The organism is Paracoccus versutus (assembly GCF_000763885.1).
In the GTDB taxonomy this organism is placed as follows: domain Bacteria; phylum Pseudomonadota; class Alphaproteobacteria; order Rhodobacterales; family Rhodobacteraceae; genus Paracoccus; species Paracoccus versutus.
On record NZ_JRKO01000080.1, the window covers coordinates 1 to 17,283 of the forward strand.

At 64.4% G+C, this 17,283-nt stretch carries 15 protein-coding genes and 2 pseudogenes; 2 read left to right on the forward strand and 15 right to left on the reverse strand.

The window, feature by feature from the left end:
* The 9 genes and pseudogenes from IT40_RS23775 to IT40_RS23805 form a co-directional block, all read right to left on the reverse strand.
* Positions 1-244: pseudogene (locus IT40_RS23775) on the reverse strand (efflux RND transporter periplasmic adaptor subunit); the annotation flags it as partial.
* A gap of 270 nt (positions 245-514) precedes the next feature.
* Positions 515-1,690 carry a YncE family protein gene (locus IT40_RS23780; protein ID WP_036760329.1) on the reverse strand — a complete coding sequence of 392 codons (1,176 nt, stop codon included), beginning with the start codon at positions 1,688-1,690 and terminating at the stop codon, positions 515-517.
* 143 nt (positions 1,691-1,833) lie between these two features.
* On the reverse strand, positions 1,834-4,323 hold the full coding sequence (locus IT40_RS28040; protein ID WP_166436149.1) for a TonB-dependent siderophore receptor: 2,490 nt from the start codon (positions 4,321-4,323) through the stop codon (positions 1,834-1,836).
* A gap of 188 nt (positions 4,324-4,511) precedes the next feature.
* A complete protein-coding gene (locus IT40_RS23785) occupies positions 4,512-5,474 on the reverse strand; it encodes a FecR family protein (protein ID WP_036760331.1) in 963 nt (320 codons plus the stop codon).
* Between the two features lie 122 nt (positions 5,475-5,596).
* Entirely contained in the window at positions 5,597-6,118 is a 522-nt protein-coding gene (locus tag IT40_RS23790; protein ID WP_036760333.1) for an RNA polymerase sigma factor, read from the reverse strand.
* Between the two features lie 309 nt (positions 6,119-6,427).
* Entirely contained in the window at positions 6,428-7,660 is a 1,233-nt protein-coding gene (locus IT40_RS23795; protein WP_084197424.1) for a DUF3363 domain-containing protein, read from the reverse strand.
* A 32-nt stretch (positions 7,661-7,692) separates the two neighbouring features.
* The gene (locus IT40_RS28045) at positions 7,693-7,806 is read right to left on the reverse strand and encodes a DUF736 family protein (RefSeq protein ID WP_072464205.1); all 114 of its coding nucleotides are present in this window, start codon (positions 7,804-7,806) and stop codon (positions 7,693-7,695) included.
* 36 nt (positions 7,807-7,842) lie between these two features.
* Entirely contained in the window at positions 7,843-8,388 is a 546-nt protein-coding gene (locus IT40_RS23800) for a S26 family signal peptidase (RefSeq protein ID WP_036760335.1), read from the reverse strand.
* Positions 8,385-8,912, reverse strand: a complete 528-nt coding sequence (locus IT40_RS23805; RefSeq protein ID WP_036760336.1) for a DUF2840 domain-containing protein — start codon at positions 8,910-8,912, stop codon at positions 8,385-8,387. Before IT40_RS23805 ends, IT40_RS23800 begins: the two co-directional genes overlap by 4 nt.
* Here IT40_RS23805 and IT40_RS28050 point away from each other — a divergent pair.
* Both IT40_RS28050 and IT40_RS23815 read left to right on the forward strand, forming a co-directional pair.
* Positions 8,872-9,172: pseudogene (locus tag IT40_RS28050) on the forward strand (integrase core domain-containing protein); the annotation flags it as partial. The gene IT40_RS23805 and the pseudogene IT40_RS28050 overlap by 41 nt on opposite strands.
* Entirely contained in the window at positions 9,166-9,702 is a 537-nt protein-coding gene (locus IT40_RS23815; protein ID WP_036760337.1) for a hypothetical protein, read from the forward strand. The pseudogene IT40_RS28050 and the gene IT40_RS23815, both read left to right, overlap by 7 nt.
* A 539-nt stretch (positions 9,703-10,241) precedes the next feature.
* Here IT40_RS23815 and IT40_RS23820 read toward each other — a convergent pair.
* From IT40_RS23820 to IT40_RS23845, 6 genes are read right to left on the reverse strand one after another with little or no spacing between them, the layout of a single operon-like run.
* Positions 10,242-12,221: a 3'-5' exonuclease gene (locus IT40_RS23820; protein WP_036760338.1), complete on the reverse strand. Its 1,980-nt coding sequence runs from the start codon at positions 12,219-12,221 to the stop codon at positions 10,242-10,244.
* A complete protein-coding gene (locus tag IT40_RS23825; RefSeq protein ID WP_036760340.1) occupies positions 12,215-12,586 on the reverse strand; it encodes a response regulator transcription factor in 372 nt (123 codons plus the stop codon). The genes IT40_RS23820 and IT40_RS23825 overlap by 7 nt, the downstream gene beginning before the upstream one ends.
* Positions 12,586-13,083, reverse strand: coding sequence for a hypothetical protein (locus IT40_RS23830; protein ID WP_036760342.1), 498 nt, complete (start codon positions 13,081-13,083; stop codon positions 12,586-12,588). The genes IT40_RS23825 and IT40_RS23830 overlap by 1 nt, the downstream gene beginning before the upstream one ends.
* Before the next feature lie 7 nt (positions 13,084-13,090).
* Positions 13,091-14,902 (reverse strand): DUF294 nucleotidyltransferase-like domain-containing protein, encoded by a 1,812-nt coding sequence (locus tag IT40_RS23835; RefSeq protein WP_036760344.1) that lies wholly within the window; start codon positions 14,900-14,902, stop codon positions 13,091-13,093.
* Between the two features lie 59 nt (positions 14,903-14,961).
* Positions 14,962-16,773, reverse strand: a complete 1,812-nt coding sequence (locus IT40_RS23840; protein WP_036760346.1) for a sodium:solute symporter family protein — start codon at positions 16,771-16,773, stop codon at positions 14,962-14,964.
* A gap of 10 nt (positions 16,774-16,783) precedes the next feature.
* The gene (locus tag IT40_RS23845; RefSeq protein WP_036760348.1) at positions 16,784-17,041 is read right to left on the reverse strand and encodes a DUF4212 domain-containing protein; all 258 of its coding nucleotides are present in this window, start codon (positions 17,039-17,041) and stop codon (positions 16,784-16,786) included.
* Positions 17,042-17,283: the final 242 nt, after the last annotated feature.

A 17,283-nucleotide genomic window follows, 5' to 3' on the forward strand; every position in this document is an offset into this window, starting at 1 on the left:
CGACATGGGCATGCGGCTCGATCCGGCCCGAGGCGGTCACGGCGTTTTCCAGGTCGCGGCGCATGACCGGCGCGGTGTCATAGGCGACGGCGGGCGGCCCGCCGCGCAGATGCCACAGCCCCGCGCCCGCCAGCAGCATGATCGCCAGCACGGCCAGCGCGACCCGCCGCTTGCCCGGACGCCGGGTCGGGGGCGATTCCTGCCATGGCGCAGGGATCTTCGCGCCGTGATTGAGGGCGTTCATTCGGCAAACCCATCCTTGATCCGTTCGGGGCTGGCGACGACGGCTTGCGATGGTTCGGTATGACCTGCCCGGATGACCCGAACACGATCCTATACGTCTTGACCTGGCTTGGCGGCCCGGTGCCGGGCTCTCGCAGATAGCGAGGCCGGCAGCCGGCAGGGCTGGCTCAGGACGCTCCGGCGCCGGACAGCAGCCCCGGCACATGCCCAGGCTCATGTCCCATACCGCAAATCGTGGTGCAACAGGATGCTGCACCACGCGTTCAAACTCTCATCGATCCGCAGCGGGCAGCTTCTCCAGATCGACCCGAATGACCGAATCCAGCGCGCCTTCGCGATAGTCGGGATGCTCCTTGTCATGCGGAACCTTGACGGTCACGAACAGGGTCTGGCCGTCTTCGCTGACCTCAATGCTGTTGGGGTGCACAGGCAGCGGAATGCGCTGCTTTACCGCATAGTCCTGCGCACCGATCACCACCAGCCCGCCGGTGCCTGCGTTTTCCTTCCGTGTCGTGCCCCGCCAGGTGGCATAAATCTCCGACCGGGCAGGATTGAATGCCACGTCCAGCGTGCCGGGACCGACAGGGATTTGATTGACCACCTTGCCGCTGGCGATATCGAAGACGTAAATCGCACCCTTGTTCGCGTCGGCCGCAAACAGGCGCTGGCCTTCGGTGTCGATCGCCAGATTGAGGAAGAAATGCTGTGAAGCCTCGGCCGCCTCCTCGGTCGTATCGCCGGTCGAGATCATGCCTGCCCGCTCGCCGCTGACCGCGTCGATGACCGAGATTTCCTCGATCCCGCCACCGCTGGCGTAGAAACGTCCCGCACTCGCATTATAAGCCGCACCGGCCGGCCATAGCCCGCCCTCGATCCGGTGCAGCAACTCGCCCGCCTTCAGGTCCACAATCCAGACCACGCCCTCGCGGCCGGGACTGGTGACGAAGGCAAGGCCCCTGTCTTCGTCCAGCGTGATCATGCGGGTGTGTTCGAAGCCGCCCTCCTCCTTTTCCAATCCGAGCTGGATGGTGTCGAGAATCTGCCCGCCCTTCGCGTCGATCACGGTCAGCGAGCCGTCCAGCGTATTGCCGGCGTAGAGCCGCCCGGTTCTGCGGTCCAAGGCCAGCGCAAAGGGCCGGCGGGGCAGCTGGATCTGGCGAATGGGGTGCAGGTCATCGGCGTCCAGCACATGGATGAAGCCCGCCGTGCCTTCATCGAAGGACGGCACCGACGCGACGAAGGCCAGCCCTTCCTCCATCCAATGCACGACCTCATAGGCGCCGGGGATCGTGTCGGTGCGGATCATGGCGGGGGCAAATTCGGCCGTTGTCAGCGGTGCGGGTTCATTCGGCGCCTGCTGTGCGACAGCGGGCATCGCTAAGGTCAGTGCCAAAGCCACTGGCAGCACCATACGGAGCAAGTCTGTGCGGATAGTTAAGGGGATCATCAGTATCTTCCTGTTTCGAGCCGCAAGTACGGTGGTTCAAGGGAAGGGGCGGAAACGACCAGCAATGACCGCATCCATTACGAATTGGTTCGGGTTCTCACGAGACTCTGAAACTCCCGAACCCTCACATGAATACGATTACCTCAGAATGTACTGCGGAACGTCAACGCGATCTCGCGCGGGGGGCCGTAGAAATTGTTCTTGGACAAGGTGCCGAGCTGCGCATAATAGCCTCTATCAAAGACGTTGTTGATATTCAATGTCAGTGACGCGTCGTCGCTAAAATCATAGCGTACACTCAGATCCGCTACGGCATATCCACCTTGCCCAAAATTAAAGGGTACCTCGCTCCACTCCCCACCGGCACGCTCAACCCACTCCGTCCCACTAACCTTGGTGGTGCTTTGCGCGCGCAGGCCGGCGCCGATCGTCCACTTCGAATAATCATTAGGAAGGTTGTAGTTCGCCCATACCTTCACCAGATGTCTTGGGGTGATGGCGCTATAAACACCGTTAGTTTCTTTATTTTTGTTGATATTAAGCGTATAGCCGGCGAATAGTTGAAGCCCTGACGCGACCTCACCTGAAACCTCTATGTCCAACCCCCTGCTAGTTACCTCACCGTCGTCAAGATAACAGCAACTACTACCATTTCCTGGGTTAGACGCACCAGCGTAACGGGGATCCCGAACGGCCTCGCCCTCGCGCTTAGTATAGTAAGCCGCGAGGCTTGCGTTCATTGCTCCCCCCAGAAGTTCTCCCTTAAGACCAGTTTCGAAGGTGCGTCCGGTAATCGGGTTTAACGGCGATCCCGGCTCAGGGCCACGCAAATAGCGTGATTGCGATTGATAAATCGTTGCAACGCTTGCATATGCTGTCCAATCCCGGTTGAGGTCATGCGATACCGCAGCAAAAGGCGTCAGCACCCCATTATCGCTGTAATCAATAGCCTCACGCCAATTCACCGACCCGTCGCGATTGTAACTCGCTCGATGAAAGGAATACTTGTAATTTCCATAACGCGCGCCAAGGATGATCCGGGTTTGATCGCTCATTTCGAACTTTCCACGCGCGTATACACCATAGCGCGTTTCCGTGTATGGGTGGAAATTGAAATAATAGTCTCCAGGAAAATCCGGTATAGTCGCAATCGGCCAATTCGCATCGCCCACATCGTCCAGATTGACTGCTGGTCCGGTGAATTCGCTGCGGTTTACGTCTGAGCTGTGCTTTGCATAGTCTAAGCCAATAACAATATCTGCGCGACGCCCAAGCAGATCAAAAGCGCCAGAGATATTCGTATCAGCTTGGATCTGATAACCATCGGCCCAATTATGTGACCCGTTATAGACCAAGCCATCGCCGGTCAGCGGATCAACCGCACCTGCCAGGTAGCCATAGAGGCCGCGGTATTTATGCTCGGCATAAGTAAGATTACTATTCCAAACCCAACCATTGGCAAAGTCATGCCGCAAACCCGCAAAAATCTCCCAGCCCTTATGATCCAGATCGGCCCAATCGGTGCCGAGGCTGGCTTCGACTGGAAGGCCGATATCAGAACCGTCCAGATAGCGCGGCATACCAGCCCACCAGGGAGCACTGCGCTGCCGATCGTAGCTACCACCGAAGGTTAGAACGGTGCTGTCGCCTAGGTCCGCTTCGATGATCGCGTAGAACGACCGGTTGTCCAATTCGCCCCCGTTATAGAAGGTGTCGCCCTTTTCCGCAGAAAGGATCATACGCGCCCGCACGTCGCCATCCTTAGTTAACGGGGTGCTGTAGTCATAGCTTACCGTCGCCCGATTCCAGTTGCTGTAGGACAGTTCGGCTGTGCTTGCCCGCTCGTCCAGCGGCCGCTTGCGTACCAGGCTAATGACACCGCCCGCCTCGCCATTACCCGAGAACAGCCCATCAGCCCCACGTAGCACCTCAACGCGATCATAGCGCGATAAGCCGATACTGCCGATCGCATCGTAGGAACTGGTCACGCCGACCGCGCCGCCGTCGATGCGCAAATTGCTGATTTCAAAGCCACGCGCGAAAAATCGGCCCGCGCCATAGTACTGATCCGGGCTCACGGTCACACCAGTCGCGCTGTTCATGGCGGCGCCAAGGTCCGTCAGACCGCGATCCTTAATCTGCCGCGTGGTGATCACTGTGACAGATTGCGGCGTCTCCCGCAGGGTCTCGTCGGTTTTCCCGATGGTACTGGCCGTCGTCGTATAGCTGTTGCTACTCTCGGTGTTCGCACCGCCTGCCTGAATCGTAATCGTGTCCAGCATGATCGAGCCGTCCGGGGCCACGCTCGACGTCCCTGCTGCGCTGATCGGCACGATCGTCACCGTATTGGCGGCGGTGTATTGATACGTCAGACCACTGCCCGAAAGGAGACGGGAGAGCGCCTCATCCGCTGTCAGATTTCCGGAGACACCCGGCGACTGCTTGCCGCGCACGAGATCGGCCGGGTAGAGGATCTGGAGGCCAGAGCGTTCACCGAAACGCGTGATGGCCGAGCCGAGCGGTCCGGCAGGCACCGTATAAGTAATCGATGCCTCCTGGGCTACTGCGGGAAGGTAAAGCCCGCCGCCCGAGATGATGGCCGTCGACGCCAACAGCGCGAGGGTGATGCGCATGCCAAGACCCGTCTTGGCCTGGCTGCGGGGGAAACTCTGCCTCATGATCTCTAAAACTCCCGTCCATATGGTTGAGGCGGCATCCGAAACGATGCCTGATATCCCCTAGACGGCTACCGGGCGGGGGCACCTCACCCCCTCCGGCGAACTTTCTTAACTTTTTTGTCGGGAAATCGGCTGCGGCCCGGTCAGACGGGACGCAGCACGACCAGATAGCGCGTTACATGAGTGCTGCGCACCGGAAGGGTGTTCTCGATGGCCTCCAGAACCCCATCGGGGTTGGAGATGTCGAAGATGCCGCTGACCCGCATGTCCAGCAGCCTGTCGCTGGTGACCTGGATGGTTCCGCTGCGGTAACGATTGACGTCGGCCAGAACCTGGCGGAGCGGCCGGTCCTCGAAGATCAGCTTGCCGCGCAGCCATGCGGTTTCGATATAGGCATCGAAAGGCTCCACTGTGCCGGGCGCACCGTTGCCGAAGGAGATGCGCTCGCCTTCTTCAAGCCGGACCTCGCCCAGCCCGGCCGATTGCACGGTGACGGCGTGCTCCTCGACCGCGATGGTCGTGCTGCCATCCCAGAGATGGACGGAAAAACGGGTGCCCAGCGCAGTGATGATCCCTCCATCCGCCCGCACGCGGAACGGACGAGGGTCTGCTGCAACGTCGAAAAACGCCCGCCCTCGCTGCAGATTGATGCCTCGGACTTGATTGTCGAATTCCAGCGCAAAGGCCGTATCGGCATCAAGATCGACGGTGCTGCCGTCTTCGAGCGTGGCACGACGGGTTTCGCCCGTGCCGGTGTATTCGTCGCTTTGCAGGAAATCCGGCAGGCCGTTCAGCGCGAGGTAGCCGCCGGCCAGCCCCGCCGCGATACTGCCTGACAGCACCATGCGTCGGGATATTACCGGAGTAACCGGCGGCATCGGGGTAATCGACCGCGGATCCCGGACAGCATCAAGGTCGCTCCAGATTCCGCCGAGCTTCGCATATTCTTGCCGGTGCCGGAGATCGGCGGCAAGCCAGGCGGCATGACGGGCACGGTCGGCTTCAGTGGCATCCCCCGAGTTCATGCGCACGAACCAGGCAAGCGCCTCGTCACGGACATCGCCTCCGTGGCCTTGCAGGTCTGGACTATCTTTGGCTCGTGCCATCGGGGTCACCGGCTAATGGATATGTCTTCCGGACGGAAATGGGGACGAGGTGGAGCGATCCTTCTCTATCCAAGACGGATGAGGAACCCCACCACCTCACCCCCGGTTGTGGATTTCGCATATCAGAGGTCATCAAGCAGGTCACCCAAACCGTCACGGCACTGTGCGAGCGCCTTCATGATCAGCTTTTCCACCGCGCTTCGGCTGATCCCCAGACGGGTGGCGATGTCGGAATGGCTTAGCCCGTCGAACTTGTGCATGAGAAAAACCTGTCGCTGCCGGGCCGGCAGGTCAGCGATGATCGCTTCCAGACGCGCCACGCGCTGACGAAAATCGACGATACGTTCTGCCGAAGGAAGGTCGGCAGGCCGGTCATGGAACTCCGCCGTCGTGAAGTACCTCTCGCGGACCCCTTGCGCGCGAAGTCGGTCTATCGCCAGATTTTCCGCCACCTGCCCGACATAGGCACCGGGGCTCGATATGTCCTGAACATCCTGCGCCCTGGCGAGTTTGAGCCACGTATCCTGCATCACGTCCTGGGCATCGGATACGGTGCCCAACCGTCGCGTCAGACGGCGCGTCAACCTGTCGTAGCCGCTCATCAAAGCGCCGAAAACCCCATGCGGATCGTCACGCTCGCCCATGTCCCGCGTCCCTCGCCGACATGGACAGCAGCCCCCGAACAACTGTTTCCTGCATATGGCCATGCCACATGACTGCAAACTGCCTGAGACTGTCGCTTTCTTCTGGGGTCATTCCGGAATTCCGCTCTCCAACCATGAGCAGCGACACATGACGCTGAACAACTGAGCTGGCTGGTAGCTGACCCGCGCATCACACTATTGTGTGCCTCGGCAAGAGGCAACGGCACATCCACAGATAAACACCGACGCATCAAGGAGGATTCACGGCGCCAAGGTCTGCGCGCCGCACCACGGCCTGATGCGGTCAACCTACAGGCCCAGCCCCCGCTGCCGTCCTAACTGCCACGACACCGATCCGCCCTGCACGACGCCCATGACCTCGCGGCCGAGCTGGCGGTCGATGACCGGCCGCCACGGGACAAGGGTAAATTCATAGGATTGCTCAACCACGGCGAACTTGCCGCTCGATAGCTGCACGGTGCCGGTGAACTTGCCGCTGACGGTCTCCCCGTCCGTGGCGGCGCGGAACGGCAGCCCCTTGCTCTCGGCCATCTCCGCGCCGACGCGGGCAACCTCGCGCTCGCGCAAGGTGGCGAGAAGGTTGCGCCGGTAAAAGACGCGGCCATTCCGTGCTCGGGTGGCGTCGCCCTGTTCGATATGATGCTCGCGGCGCTGGTCCATCGCCTCGCGCACCTGCTGGCCGAAACCGACCGACGCAAGGTCGGCCGTTTCGCCATGGATCAATCGCCGGTCCAGCCATGTCGCGCCGTCCGATCCGATCTGCTTTTCCAGACCGACCGGGGACAGGACGCGCACGCTGGCTTGCCGGTCGCGGGCGGCGTCATAGACGGCAGCGCGGCTGACCAGATCATCGGGGATGCTCCATTGGTCGGCGTCGATGCGTTCGACGATCCCGGCGCGGCGCAGCGCCTCCAGTCGGCGGACATGGGCATCGACATAGCCCTCATAGTCGCCGCCCGGAACGCAGCCTTCAAATTTCGCCTGCTCCAGATGGCGGCTCGGTCGATAGATGCCGTCCTCGGCGATAGCCATGATGGTGCGGTCGGACGGCCGGGTTGCCACCTCGGCGGGGCCGATCTCGACGATGCTACCGATGCGGGCATCCTCCAGCCGCTCGGGCGCGATGCCGGCGATGTGGTGGGTGCGGCCGTCGATCCCGTCCACCACGACGGTCAGATTCTCGCCCAGTTCGTCGGACAGGTGCTTGTCCACGACGCGGCCGGCGATGGGCGTCGCGGGCGATCCGTCATGGATTTGGAAGCTCATCGGATCGCGGTCCAGACCATCGGCCTTCAGCGCCTCGTGCATGGTGCGGATGATGTCGCCGCGCGCGCCCAGTTCGCGCAGGGTCGGCTCCAGCCGTTCGCTCAATTCCCAGATACCGGGCGCGTGTTCGGTGGCGAGGCCCATGTTCTCCAGCCTGGCAAGCCGGCGCAGGCGAAGGCTTCGCTCGAATTGCCGCCGGGGCGTGCCGGGCTCAAGGCGCAGATCGAGATGCCGCGCATCGGCTTCCTCGGCCATGGCGCGGTCGAGCCGCGTGAACCGATCCTGATCTATCTCGTCGGTGAGCTTGCGGGTCTGATCGCCAGATCAAAGGCGAGTGTGAGGGTCTGGACGCGGCCGGCGAACCCGGATTTCCCGCGTGTGAACTGACCGATCTGGGGCATGGCAAGTCTCCTGTGGTTGATGGTTGAAGTGCGAAGTCACTGCGTCGGCGCGCGCCATTCAAAGCGGCCGTCGCCTTCCTCATCGGTCCAGAGCGGGATCGCCCTACCGATGACGGAATTTGCGGGGATGGCGCCGAAATATCGGCCGTCGAGGCTGTCGCGGACCTCCCGGTTCATCAGGAGCAGCTCGCCCTCGCGGATCACGCGGCAGCCCTGCCAGACGGGCAGATCGCGGCCGAGCCGATCGCGCGCCAGCGCCTCGCCCATCCCGATCCCGTCCAGCGTGACCGTCAGACCGTCACGGCAAACCCGCTGTCCCGGCAGGCCGAGCACGGGCTTCAGGAGCGGCACGCCCGTCGCGACATAGCCGCGTTCGGCGATGAAACCGGCGAGCGGTTCAGGCGGCATGACGGCGACCAGATCGCCGATGGCCGGCTGCGGCTCCGGGCGTAGCATGTAGAACCCGACCGGCACGCTGGCGCTGGCATTCCAGATCAGCCGCGGCGCGATGTCGAGCAGCGAAAGGCCGAGGACGGTCAGCGCCGTCAGATATGTTGCCCAGAAATATCCGGCGGACGTCATGGGTCGATCCTCCGGCGGCCGATCCATGCGGCATGGCGTTCGGGCGTATAGGGATGCGGCTCCAGACCGGCGGTCAGGCGATTGTGGACGTACCGCCAATAGTCCGGCGATACTTCCGTCGGATCAAAGCCAAGCGCCTCCACGGCGTCGATCACCTGCAAGGCGTGCTGCACCTTCGGCCAGCCACTGAGGCGCAACAGGATTTCACCGCCGGGGCGGACGAAGGGCAGCGTCTGGAACGGCTCGCCGCGACCGATTGCCCGCACAATGTCGATGCGGGAAACGATCGTGCCGTAGTCGTTCGAGGCCCAGCGGACGAAGGCGAGGACCGCATCCGGCGCGAAACCGACGAGGCTGCGGCGGCGGTCGATGATCTGCTCATAGCTCTTGCGGCCGAACCTGATCCAGTGCTCGATCTTCTTTCGCTGGAAGGTCAGCTCGACCAGGGTGGTGACTGGCGCTGCACCGGCGGGATCGTTCCCCTGCTGCCGCGAAAACCTCGCCTTGATCGCCGACACCAGCATCTCGGGGGCCAGGGTAGCGCGGGAACTGGATGCGCTGGTCAGGATCTACGGCAAGCCGGCCTGTGTCGTCAGTGATCGACGAGGATCAGAAAACGATCCGGGGGATCGTTTTCCCGAGGAGGGGCACCGAGTTCACCAGCAAGGCGATCCTGAAGTGGGCCAACGAGGCCGGCGTCGAATGGCATTATATCGATCCGGGCAAGCCCCGGCAAAATGGCTACACCGAGTCATTCAATGGCAGCCTGCGCGACGAATGCCTCCCCGTATCGACCGGGAACTGTCGAAGCTGCTGGCCGCGCTGAAGGCCGGCGGCCCGATCCAGGCCATCGTCGACGACATGAAGCGGCTGGAAGCCCGCAAGGCCGAGTTGACCGCAAAACTGGCCAATGCCGACGAGCCGCCGCCCCTGCTGCACCCGAACATGGCGGCGCTCTATGCTCAACGCATCGCAGAGCTTTCCGAGAACCTGCGGCACGAGGACAACCGTGCGCAGGCGGCGGAGATCCTGCACTCGCTGGTCGAGCAGGTGACGCTGGTGCCGGAGGATGGCGAACTGGCCATCGTGCTGCGCGGCGACCTCGGCGCGATCCTGCGCTTCGCGGCGGGCAGGAAGAACCCGGATTTCCTGTCGGAGGCCGAGGCGCTGGACAATCTTCTGGGGCGGATGGAGGCGTCGCGGAGGCCGTCGCCTAGGCAGCAAAAAACCTCCGCAGCCGGGGCTTTGGAGGTTTCGCAATTATCGTTGGTTGCGGGGCAAGCTATGATCTTTACTTGCGCCCGGAGCAAGTAAAGGTGGTTGCAGGTGTGCGCATTCATCAATCCTGGCAGTTTACTTCAACCAATCATCTCACCAAAGGCTCACTTCCACCATATGGCAGTTATGGTCTGTTTCGAACTGCTGCGTAGTTATCATCACGCAAAGCAACTATGCCACAATACTAATAGTCTATCGGCTCAACCAACCCAGTGCATGGGTGATAGCGTACAAAATTCATACCATCTGTCCCGCGCCAGAAAAAACAACGCGATCTACCTATTCGCTCAACGATCTCGCAGCTTCACTGCCCGCCCCACTGCCATTGTCGCCACACCAAGACGCTTCAGCTTGACGATTCGCACATGGACCTCTTAACGCTTCTTAAAGTATTCCCGGTGGTGCACTCCTCTTTGGACACGCCACAGCAGTGGCGTTGCGGGATTGGCTGGTGAACCGGAAGCGCCGCATCGGAACGGGCGGGGCAGGCCTATCCGTTCCGACGGCGCCGGCCGGCGGAATTGCCGGCTGGCGGATATTCGGTCCGCCCCATGGCCGCGCAGAAGGTCGGGCGGTCAGCCTGCCCCCGGCCCAGGGTCGGAGGCGGTCTCGCCTGCCGGCTTGTTGGCGTTGTCGATCAGGCGGCGGTGGCGGCGAGCCTCGGCCAGTATGTCCTCGAATCGTTCCAGCCCCTTGGCCTCCAGTGCCGCGATCAGCCGCAAATAGGCCTCGGCCGTTGCGCGGGCGTCGCCCATGGCGGTGTGGCGCGCCTCGGGCGGGATTATGATGCCAAGCCGCTCGGTCAGCGCATCCAGCGAATGCGGCGCCGACTGGCCCCAGAGCATCGCCGAAAGCAGCACCGTATCCAGCACCTGATTGTCGAAATGCGCCCCGGTCTCGGGCACGGCGCGGCGCAGGAAGCCCATGTCGAAGGGTGCGTTATGGGCGACCAGCACCGTATCCTCGGCGAAATGGTGAAAGGCGGTCAGTGCTGCGGTCATGTCAGGGGCACCGGCCACCATCGCATCCGTGATGCCATGCACGGCGGTCGAGGCAGGCGGGATCGGCCGGCCGGGATCAACCAGCGTGTCGAAACGCTCGCCGGTCAGGCGGCCGCGGGCGATGCGCAGCCCGGCGATCTGCACGATGCGGTCGGCGGCGGGGTCAAGCCCGGTCGTCTCGGTGTCGAAGACCACGCAGGTCAGATCGGCCAGCCGCGACGAGGCCGCGCCGCGCCGCGACAGGGCGAAGTCATAGGTCAGCCCGGCGCTGTCCGGCCGGCCCGGCGCGATCGGCAGTGGCAGAACCAGCCGCGCCTGACCGTCCCGCGCCTCGGTCCAGATGCCGGTGGCATGCGCGGCCAGGATCTCGTGCCCGGTCAGTTCGGGCTGCGCCGGATCGGGCGGTTCGGCCAACCAGGCCTCCAGCCGGTCCATGGGCAGCGCCGCCCCGGTCCAGAGCAGCAAGAGCCGCGCCTCGGACGCCTCGGCCCCGGCCTCGGCCTCGGCGGCAAGGCGGGGGGCCGCACCCTGTTCGCGCAGGCGGCGGTCCAGATGGCGCAGCAGCCCGTTCACGCCGGCCGCGTCAGCCAGCAGCACCAGCCGAGGCTGGTCGGGCGCCAGGTCCAGCCCGGCGGCCAGTTCGTTAAGCCCAGCCCCTCCGCGCGGGGCGTCACCGCTCATCGCCTCGGTCAGTGCGCGCAGGACATTGGCCAATCCCTGCCCCTCGCTCTGGATCGCCTGCGCCAGCGCGGGCGGGATCGGTCCCTCCAACGCACCCAGCATCGGCACCAGGGTCGCGGCATGGCGGCGCAGAGTCTCCAGCAGGTCGCGCGGCGCGGGATGCTGCGGCGGACGGTCGTTCAGGATCAGCAGCGTGCCGCCATCGACCCGTCGCATGCGCCCCCACAGCCGCTGCCCGGCCGAGGTCAGGCAGGTCAGGTCCGTCGCCGCCGCCCCCGCCGCCAGACGCGCCGCCCCGGCCTCCAACGCGCCGCCGGGCAGATGGCGCTCGATGGGGCGGTCCAGCGCGATGCCCGGCAAGAGATGCGCGGCGGAGGCGTTGTAAAACATCACCCGTCCGGCCGGATCGGTCATCACCGCGCCGGCACCGATATCGGCAAGGATGGATTCCAGCGCCTCCTTCTCGCGTTGCAGGTCGGCGGCATGTTCGGCGACCGCATCGGCCAGCGCCTCGGCCGAACGCGCCCGCGCCTCGGCGGCGTCGCGCGCGGCGGGGCCCAGATCGGCAAGATAGCGGGCCTCCTCGATCTCGGGGGTCTGGCCGGTGCGCAAGCCCCCGGCCAGCAGTTCGATCGGGCGGGCCACATTGCGGTCGAACAGGAACCAGATCCAGACGATCATCCCCAACGCGCCGAACCCCGCGATCAGCGCCGCAAGCGCCAGCGCGTCCAGCATCGCCTGGACCGGGACGCCCCGGCCCGTAAGGCTTGCCCCCGCCACCCACAGCGCCGCCGCCAAGATCGCGAGGACGGCCCCCGCAAGCCCGGCAAAGATCAGCAGAACCCGAGCCCTCAGCGACAGCCGCGTCAGCATCGTCCCCCCAGCAGCCGCGCCAGTTCCGCGCGCAGCTCGGACAGCTCGAAGGGCTTGGCGATGAAGCCGTCCGCCCCCAGCGCCAGCCCCTTGCGGCGTTCCACGACCGAGCCGCGTGCGGTCATCAAAAGCACCCGCACGTCGTTCAGCGCCGGATCGGCGCGCACATCCTGCACGATCTGATAGCCCGAGACGTCGGGCAGCATCACGTCCAGCAGCACCAGATCGGGACGGTTGGCCCGGATCTCCTCGACCGCGCCGGCACCCGTGGCCATGCGGCGGTGCTTGTGGCCGTCGCGCGACAGCAGGAAATCCAGGGCGGTAGCGATATTGTCCTCATCCTCGACCACAAGGATATCTGCCATCAGCCTCCTCCCCCGCAGACGACGGAATAGGCCGGGTCCGATGGGCCGGGGGGCGACCATGCGCCGCGCGCCGGCCGGACCAGCCCCTTCGCGCAATCGAATTCCTGCGGCACGACCAACGTAGGGCCACGCCGCTCGACCAGCGTGATCCCGGCCCGGCGGATGCCCTCGGCGGTCTCCGAGATGCCGGCCGGATCAAGGGCGGCAAAGCGGATCACGACCGGTGCCAGATAGGTCCAGGGCGCCCAGAGCTGACTGTCGCGACCCACCAGCAGGATCTGCGCGTCCGCGGGCAGCCGGGCGACCGCGCGGTCATACCAAGCGTAGTCGTTCCAGACCGCATAAGCGACCATAGCAAGGCCGATGCCCGCCGGCAGCAGCCAGCGCGCCGGCGCCCACCCCAGCTTGCGCAACAGGTGCATTCCGGCATAAAGCAGCGCCGCCGCGCCCACGCCGACCGCGATCACGCCCAGCAGTTCGACCCCTATCCCGGTCATACGCCCCTCATCCCAACATCCCCTTGCCGTGGCCTAGCGCCGATTGCATCCCCCGCACCACCACGAAGGCGTCGCGCAGGTGGCTGCGTTGAAAGTCGGGCAGCGCGGCGGGGGACAGGTGGTTCCCCGGCCGTTCGCCCCCGCGGATCTGCGCGGCCTGGTTTTCCAGCCGCGTGGTCTGGATCAGGTCATAGGCCGCGATCAAGTCGCGCGCACCGCTACCCGAGATGACGCCCGCCGCCTGCGCCTCGACCAGCCGTGCCCTGGTGTTGACGGGGGTCAGCTGCCCCTGCAACGCATAGATCCGCGCGAGATCCGCCACGGGCACGACGCCATTGAGTTTCATGTCGATATGGTGGCGATGCTCGCCCGTGCGCGCGGTCGCGAAGCCGCCGATCAACCCCAAGGGCGGGCGGTGTTTCATCGCATTCGAGATCATATGCGCCACGAAGATCGAATTCTTCGCCGCCATGTGCAGGGTTTCCGCCTGAAGCCCGTCCAGCAGCGCGGCATCGCCGCCGATGGCGCGCAGGTCGAACATGACCGAGGCCAGCATTTGCGCCTCGGGGCTGGGATGGGCGATCCAGTCGTGGAAATAGCCGCGCCAAACCCTGCGCGGCTGGCGCCAGCGCGGGGTGATGGCCATCATTTCGCCCGGACAATAGACATAGCCGCATGCGTTCAGCCCGTCGCAGACAAAGCGCGCAAGCTCGGCGAACCACGGATCGTCCGAGTCGCAATCGTCGCCGAGGATCAGGCAATTGTCCTGATCCGACAAGCCGGTCTGTTCCTGCCGCCCCTGGCTGCCGCAGGCCGCCCATAGCCAGGGGCCGGGCGGCGGACCCAGCCGCGCCTCGGCCATGACCAGCAGGCGGCGGGTCACCGCATCGGCGATGTCGGTAATCATCCGGGTGATGGTTTCGTGCCGGTGATGGCCGTTGACCAGTTGCACCAGCAGCGCGGGAATGCGGCCGGTCGCCACCGCCATCTCGGCGACATCCGCCGCTTGCGCGATATCGCGGATCAGCGCCGAGGCCGAGATCGCCAGCACCCGCGTCAGGTCGGTCTGGCTGACCATGCCGACGAAGCGGCCCTTCTCGACCACCGGCAGATGGCCGATGCGGCGCTCGAGCATGATGTTCAGCACGTCATAGCCCAGTTCCGAGGGCGACAGCGTGATCGGCTCGGGCGTCATCACTTGCGCGACGGGCACGTTTCCGTCGCGCCCCTCGGCGACGATGCGGTTCGACATGTCGCGGATCGTGACCAGCCCGACCAGCCGATCCCCGTCCAGGACGCCGATGCTGCTGACGCGGGCGTCGCGCATGGCGCGGGCGGCCTCGATGGCAGGGGTCTGGGGGGTGCAGGTCAGCGGCGCCTGCCGCCCGATCAGGTCGCCGACCTTCAGCAGGGCCAGATCGCCTTCTCGATTGCCGGGCAAGCCGCCGCGGTCGAAGAAGCGCGCCACCGCGCGATGGCTGCCGATCAGCCGCATCAGCTCGGCACGCGGCAGCATCAGCACGGTCGAATCCTCGATGGCCGTCGCCGTGGTAACCGCCACCCCGTCGCGCAGCAGTCCCCTTTCGCCAAAGGAGTTGCGCGTCATCAGTTCGGAAACGGAATCTCCCACGGCATCCGAGACCCGGACCAAACCGCTCTCGATCAGGTAAACCCCCGCCAGCCTGTCGCCGTGGCGATAGATCACGCTGCCGGCCGGATAGGTCCTGCGTTTGAACGACGCCGCGGCCCGCTCCAGCTCGTCCTGCGGCAGGCTGTCATAGGGATGAACCGAGGCGATGAATGCAGCGATGTCGGTCATGGTTCTGCCCTGCCGATTGGCGGAAAGGTCGCGCCCCCACGAAGGGACGCGACCGTTCGTCAGTGGGCCTGCGCCGCACCGGCGCCGCGCGGGACGCGGATCGACTCGACCAGCTCACGCACCTCGACAGGCGGCTCCCTGGTGACGCTGGACACCAGATAGGCCACCGCGAAGTTGATCAGCGCGCCGACGGTCCCGAACGAGGCCGGCGAGATGCCGAACAGCCACGCATCGGCCGTGTCCGGCAGCATGTTGGTACCCGAGATGAAGAACCAGCCCTTGTAGGTGAAGATATAGACCAGCGTCGAGATGACCCCGGCCAGCATCCCCGCCATCGCGCCTTCCTTGTTCATTCGCGTCGAGAAGATGCCCAGCATCAGCACCGGGAAGATCGAGCTTGCGGCCAGGCCGAAGGCCAAAGCCACCGTCTGCGCGGCAAAGCCGGGCGGGTTCAGCCCCAGGATCGTCGCCACCAGGATCGACACCCCCATCGAGATGCGGGCGGCAAGCAGCTCTCCCTTCTCGCTGATGCCGGGGTTGATCGCGCCCTTGATCAGGTCGTGGCTGACCGCGCCCGAGATCGCCAGAAGCAGGCCCGCCGCGGTGGACAGCGCCGCCGCCAGGCCGCCGGCGGCGACGATGGCGATGACCCAGCCCGGCAGGTTGGCGATCTCCGGGTTGGCCAGAACCATGATGTCGTTGTTCACGGTGGTCAGTTCGTTACCCACCAGGCCCTGCTCGGCGACGATCGCCGCTACCGGTGCATTGGCGGCCCCGGCCTCGTTGTAATACTGGATCAGGCCGTCCCCGTTCTTGTCCTCCCAGTTCAGCAGCCCGGTCAGCTGCCAGTTGCGCATCCAGTTCAGGTCCTCGCGGGTCTCGATGTCGCTCAGCGACACGGCCGGCTGGCTGAAGGTTTGGCCTGCCTCGGCGCCCGGCCACATGGTCGCGGTCAGGTTGAAGCGCGACATCGAGCCGACCGCCGGAGCGACGGTATAGAGCAGCGCGATGAAGACCAGCGCCCAGCCCGCCGACTTGCGCGCATCGGCCACCTTCGGCACGGTGAAGAAGCGGATGATGACATGCGGCAGGCCCGCGGTGCCGATCATCAGCGCCATGGTGAACAGCACCATGTCCAGCGTCGACTGGTGATGGCCGGTATAGGAGCGGAAGCCCAGATCGGTAACCACCTGGTCCAGTGTCGCCAGGAACTTGGTGTCCGATGCGTTCAGCGTGCCGAACAGCCCGGTCTGCGGCAGCACATGGCCGGTCAGTTGCAGCGCGATGAACACCGCCGGGATGGTATAGGCAATGATCAGCACGATATACTGCGCCACCTGGGTATAGGTGATGCCCTTCATCCCGCCCAACACGGCATAGACGAAGACCAGCGCCGCGCCGATCCACAGCCCGGTCGAGCTGGACACTTCCAGATAGCGCGAAAAGGTCACGCCGACGCCGGTCATCTGGCCGATCACATAGGTGATCGAGATGATCAGCAGGCAGATCACGCCGATGATCCGCGCCGTGCCCGAATAGAAGCGATCGCCGATGAATTCCGGCACCGTGAACTTGCCGAACTTGCGCAGATAGGGCGCAAGCAGCATCGCCAGCAGCACATAGCCGCCGGTCCAGCCCATCAGATAGGTCGAGTTGTCATAGCCGGTGAAGGCGATGAGGCCCGCCATCGAGATGAACGAGGCGGCGGACATCCAGTCGGCCGCCGTGGCCATGCCGTTCATGACCGGGCTGACGCCCCGGTTGGCGGCATAGAATTCGGCCGTGGACCCGGCGCGGGCCCAGATCGCGATGCCGATGTAAAGCGCGAAGGACGCGCCGATGACCAGGAGATTGAGGGTAAATTGGCTCATGGGATGCTCCTCACTCGTCCACGCCGTGTTCGGCATCGAGCTTGTTCATGCGCCAGGCATAGAAGAAGATCAGCACGATGAAGACCAGGATCGAGCCTTGCTGCGCGAACCAGAATCCCAGGTCGGTTCCTCCCACCGATATGCCCGCCACCATCGGCCGCAGGATGATCCCGAAGCCATAGGACACCAGGGCCCAGATGATCATGCACAGCCAGATCAGTTTGAGATTGGCCTGCCAGTATGCGTTTGACGATTGTCTGTCACTCATGTCCTTAAAATCCTCCCTTTTTCAGACATGTCGTTCCGTCTTTTTCGACGTGTTTGCTCCTCCGTTTCTCCCGGCGAAAAGGGCCGGGAGCGTGTTCCGCGCCTGGGTTCAGGCGCGGTTCATCCGGTTCTCGATCAGTTCGTCGACGACGCCGGGGTCGGCCAGCGTCGAGATGTCGCCGAGCGCGCCGAAATCGTCCTCGGCGATCTTGCGCAGGATGCGGCGCATGATCTTGCCCGAGC

Bases quoted from the DNA above. Each gene is read 5' to 3' on its own strand.
- IT40_RS23830 (WP_036760342.1), bottom strand. From the start codon at position 13,083: ATGACCGGGATAGGGGTCGAACTGCTGGGCGTGATCGCGGTCGGCGTG.
- IT40_RS23820 (WP_036760338.1), bottom strand. From the start codon at position 12,221: ATGCTGACGCGGCTGTCGCTGAGGGCTCGGGTTCTGCTGATCTTTGCC.
- IT40_RS23790 (WP_036760333.1), bottom strand. From the start codon at position 6,118: ATGGGCGAGCGTGACGATCCGCATGGGGTTTTCGGCGCTTTGATGAGC.
- IT40_RS23800 (WP_036760335.1), bottom strand. From the start codon at position 8,388: ATGACGTCCGCCGGATATTTCTGGGCAACATATCTGACGGCGCTGACC.
- IT40_RS28045 (WP_072464205.1), bottom strand. From the start codon at position 7,806: ATGCCCCAGATCGGTCAGTTCACACGCGGGAAATCCGGGTTCGCCGGC.
- IT40_RS23815 (WP_036760337.1), top strand. From the start codon at position 9,166: ATGCCTCCCCGTATCGACCGGGAACTGTCGAAGCTGCTGGCCGCGCTG.
- IT40_RS28040 (WP_166436149.1), bottom strand. From the start codon at position 4,323: ATGCGCATCACCCTCGCGCTGTTGGCGTCGACGGCCATCATCTCGGGC.
- IT40_RS23795 (WP_084197424.1), bottom strand. From the start codon at position 7,660: ATGGCCGAGGAAGCCGATGCGCGGCATCTCGATCTGCGCCTTGAGCCC.
- IT40_RS23825 (WP_036760340.1), bottom strand. From the start codon at position 12,586: ATGGCAGATATCCTTGTGGTCGAGGATGAGGACAATATCGCTACCGCC.
- IT40_RS23785 (WP_036760331.1), bottom strand. From the start codon at position 5,474: ATGGCACGAGCCAAAGATAGTCCAGACCTGCAAGGCCACGGAGGCGAT.
- IT40_RS23845 (WP_036760348.1), bottom strand. From the start codon at position 17,041: ATGAGTGACAGACAATCGTCAAACGCATACTGGCAGGCCAATCTCAAA.
- IT40_RS23835 (WP_036760344.1), bottom strand. From the start codon at position 14,902: ATGACCGACATCGCTGCATTCATCGCCTCGGTTCATCCCTATGACAGC.
- IT40_RS23780 (WP_036760329.1), bottom strand. From the start codon at position 1,690: ATGATCCCCTTAACTATCCGCACAGACTTGCTCCGTATGGTGCTGCCA.
- IT40_RS23805 (WP_036760336.1), bottom strand. From the start codon at position 8,912: ATGCTGGTGTCGGCGATCAAGGCGAGGTTTTCGCGGCAGCAGGGGAAC.
- IT40_RS23840 (WP_036760346.1), bottom strand. From the start codon at position 16,773: ATGAGCCAATTTACCCTCAATCTCCTGGTCATCGGCGCGTCCTTCGCG.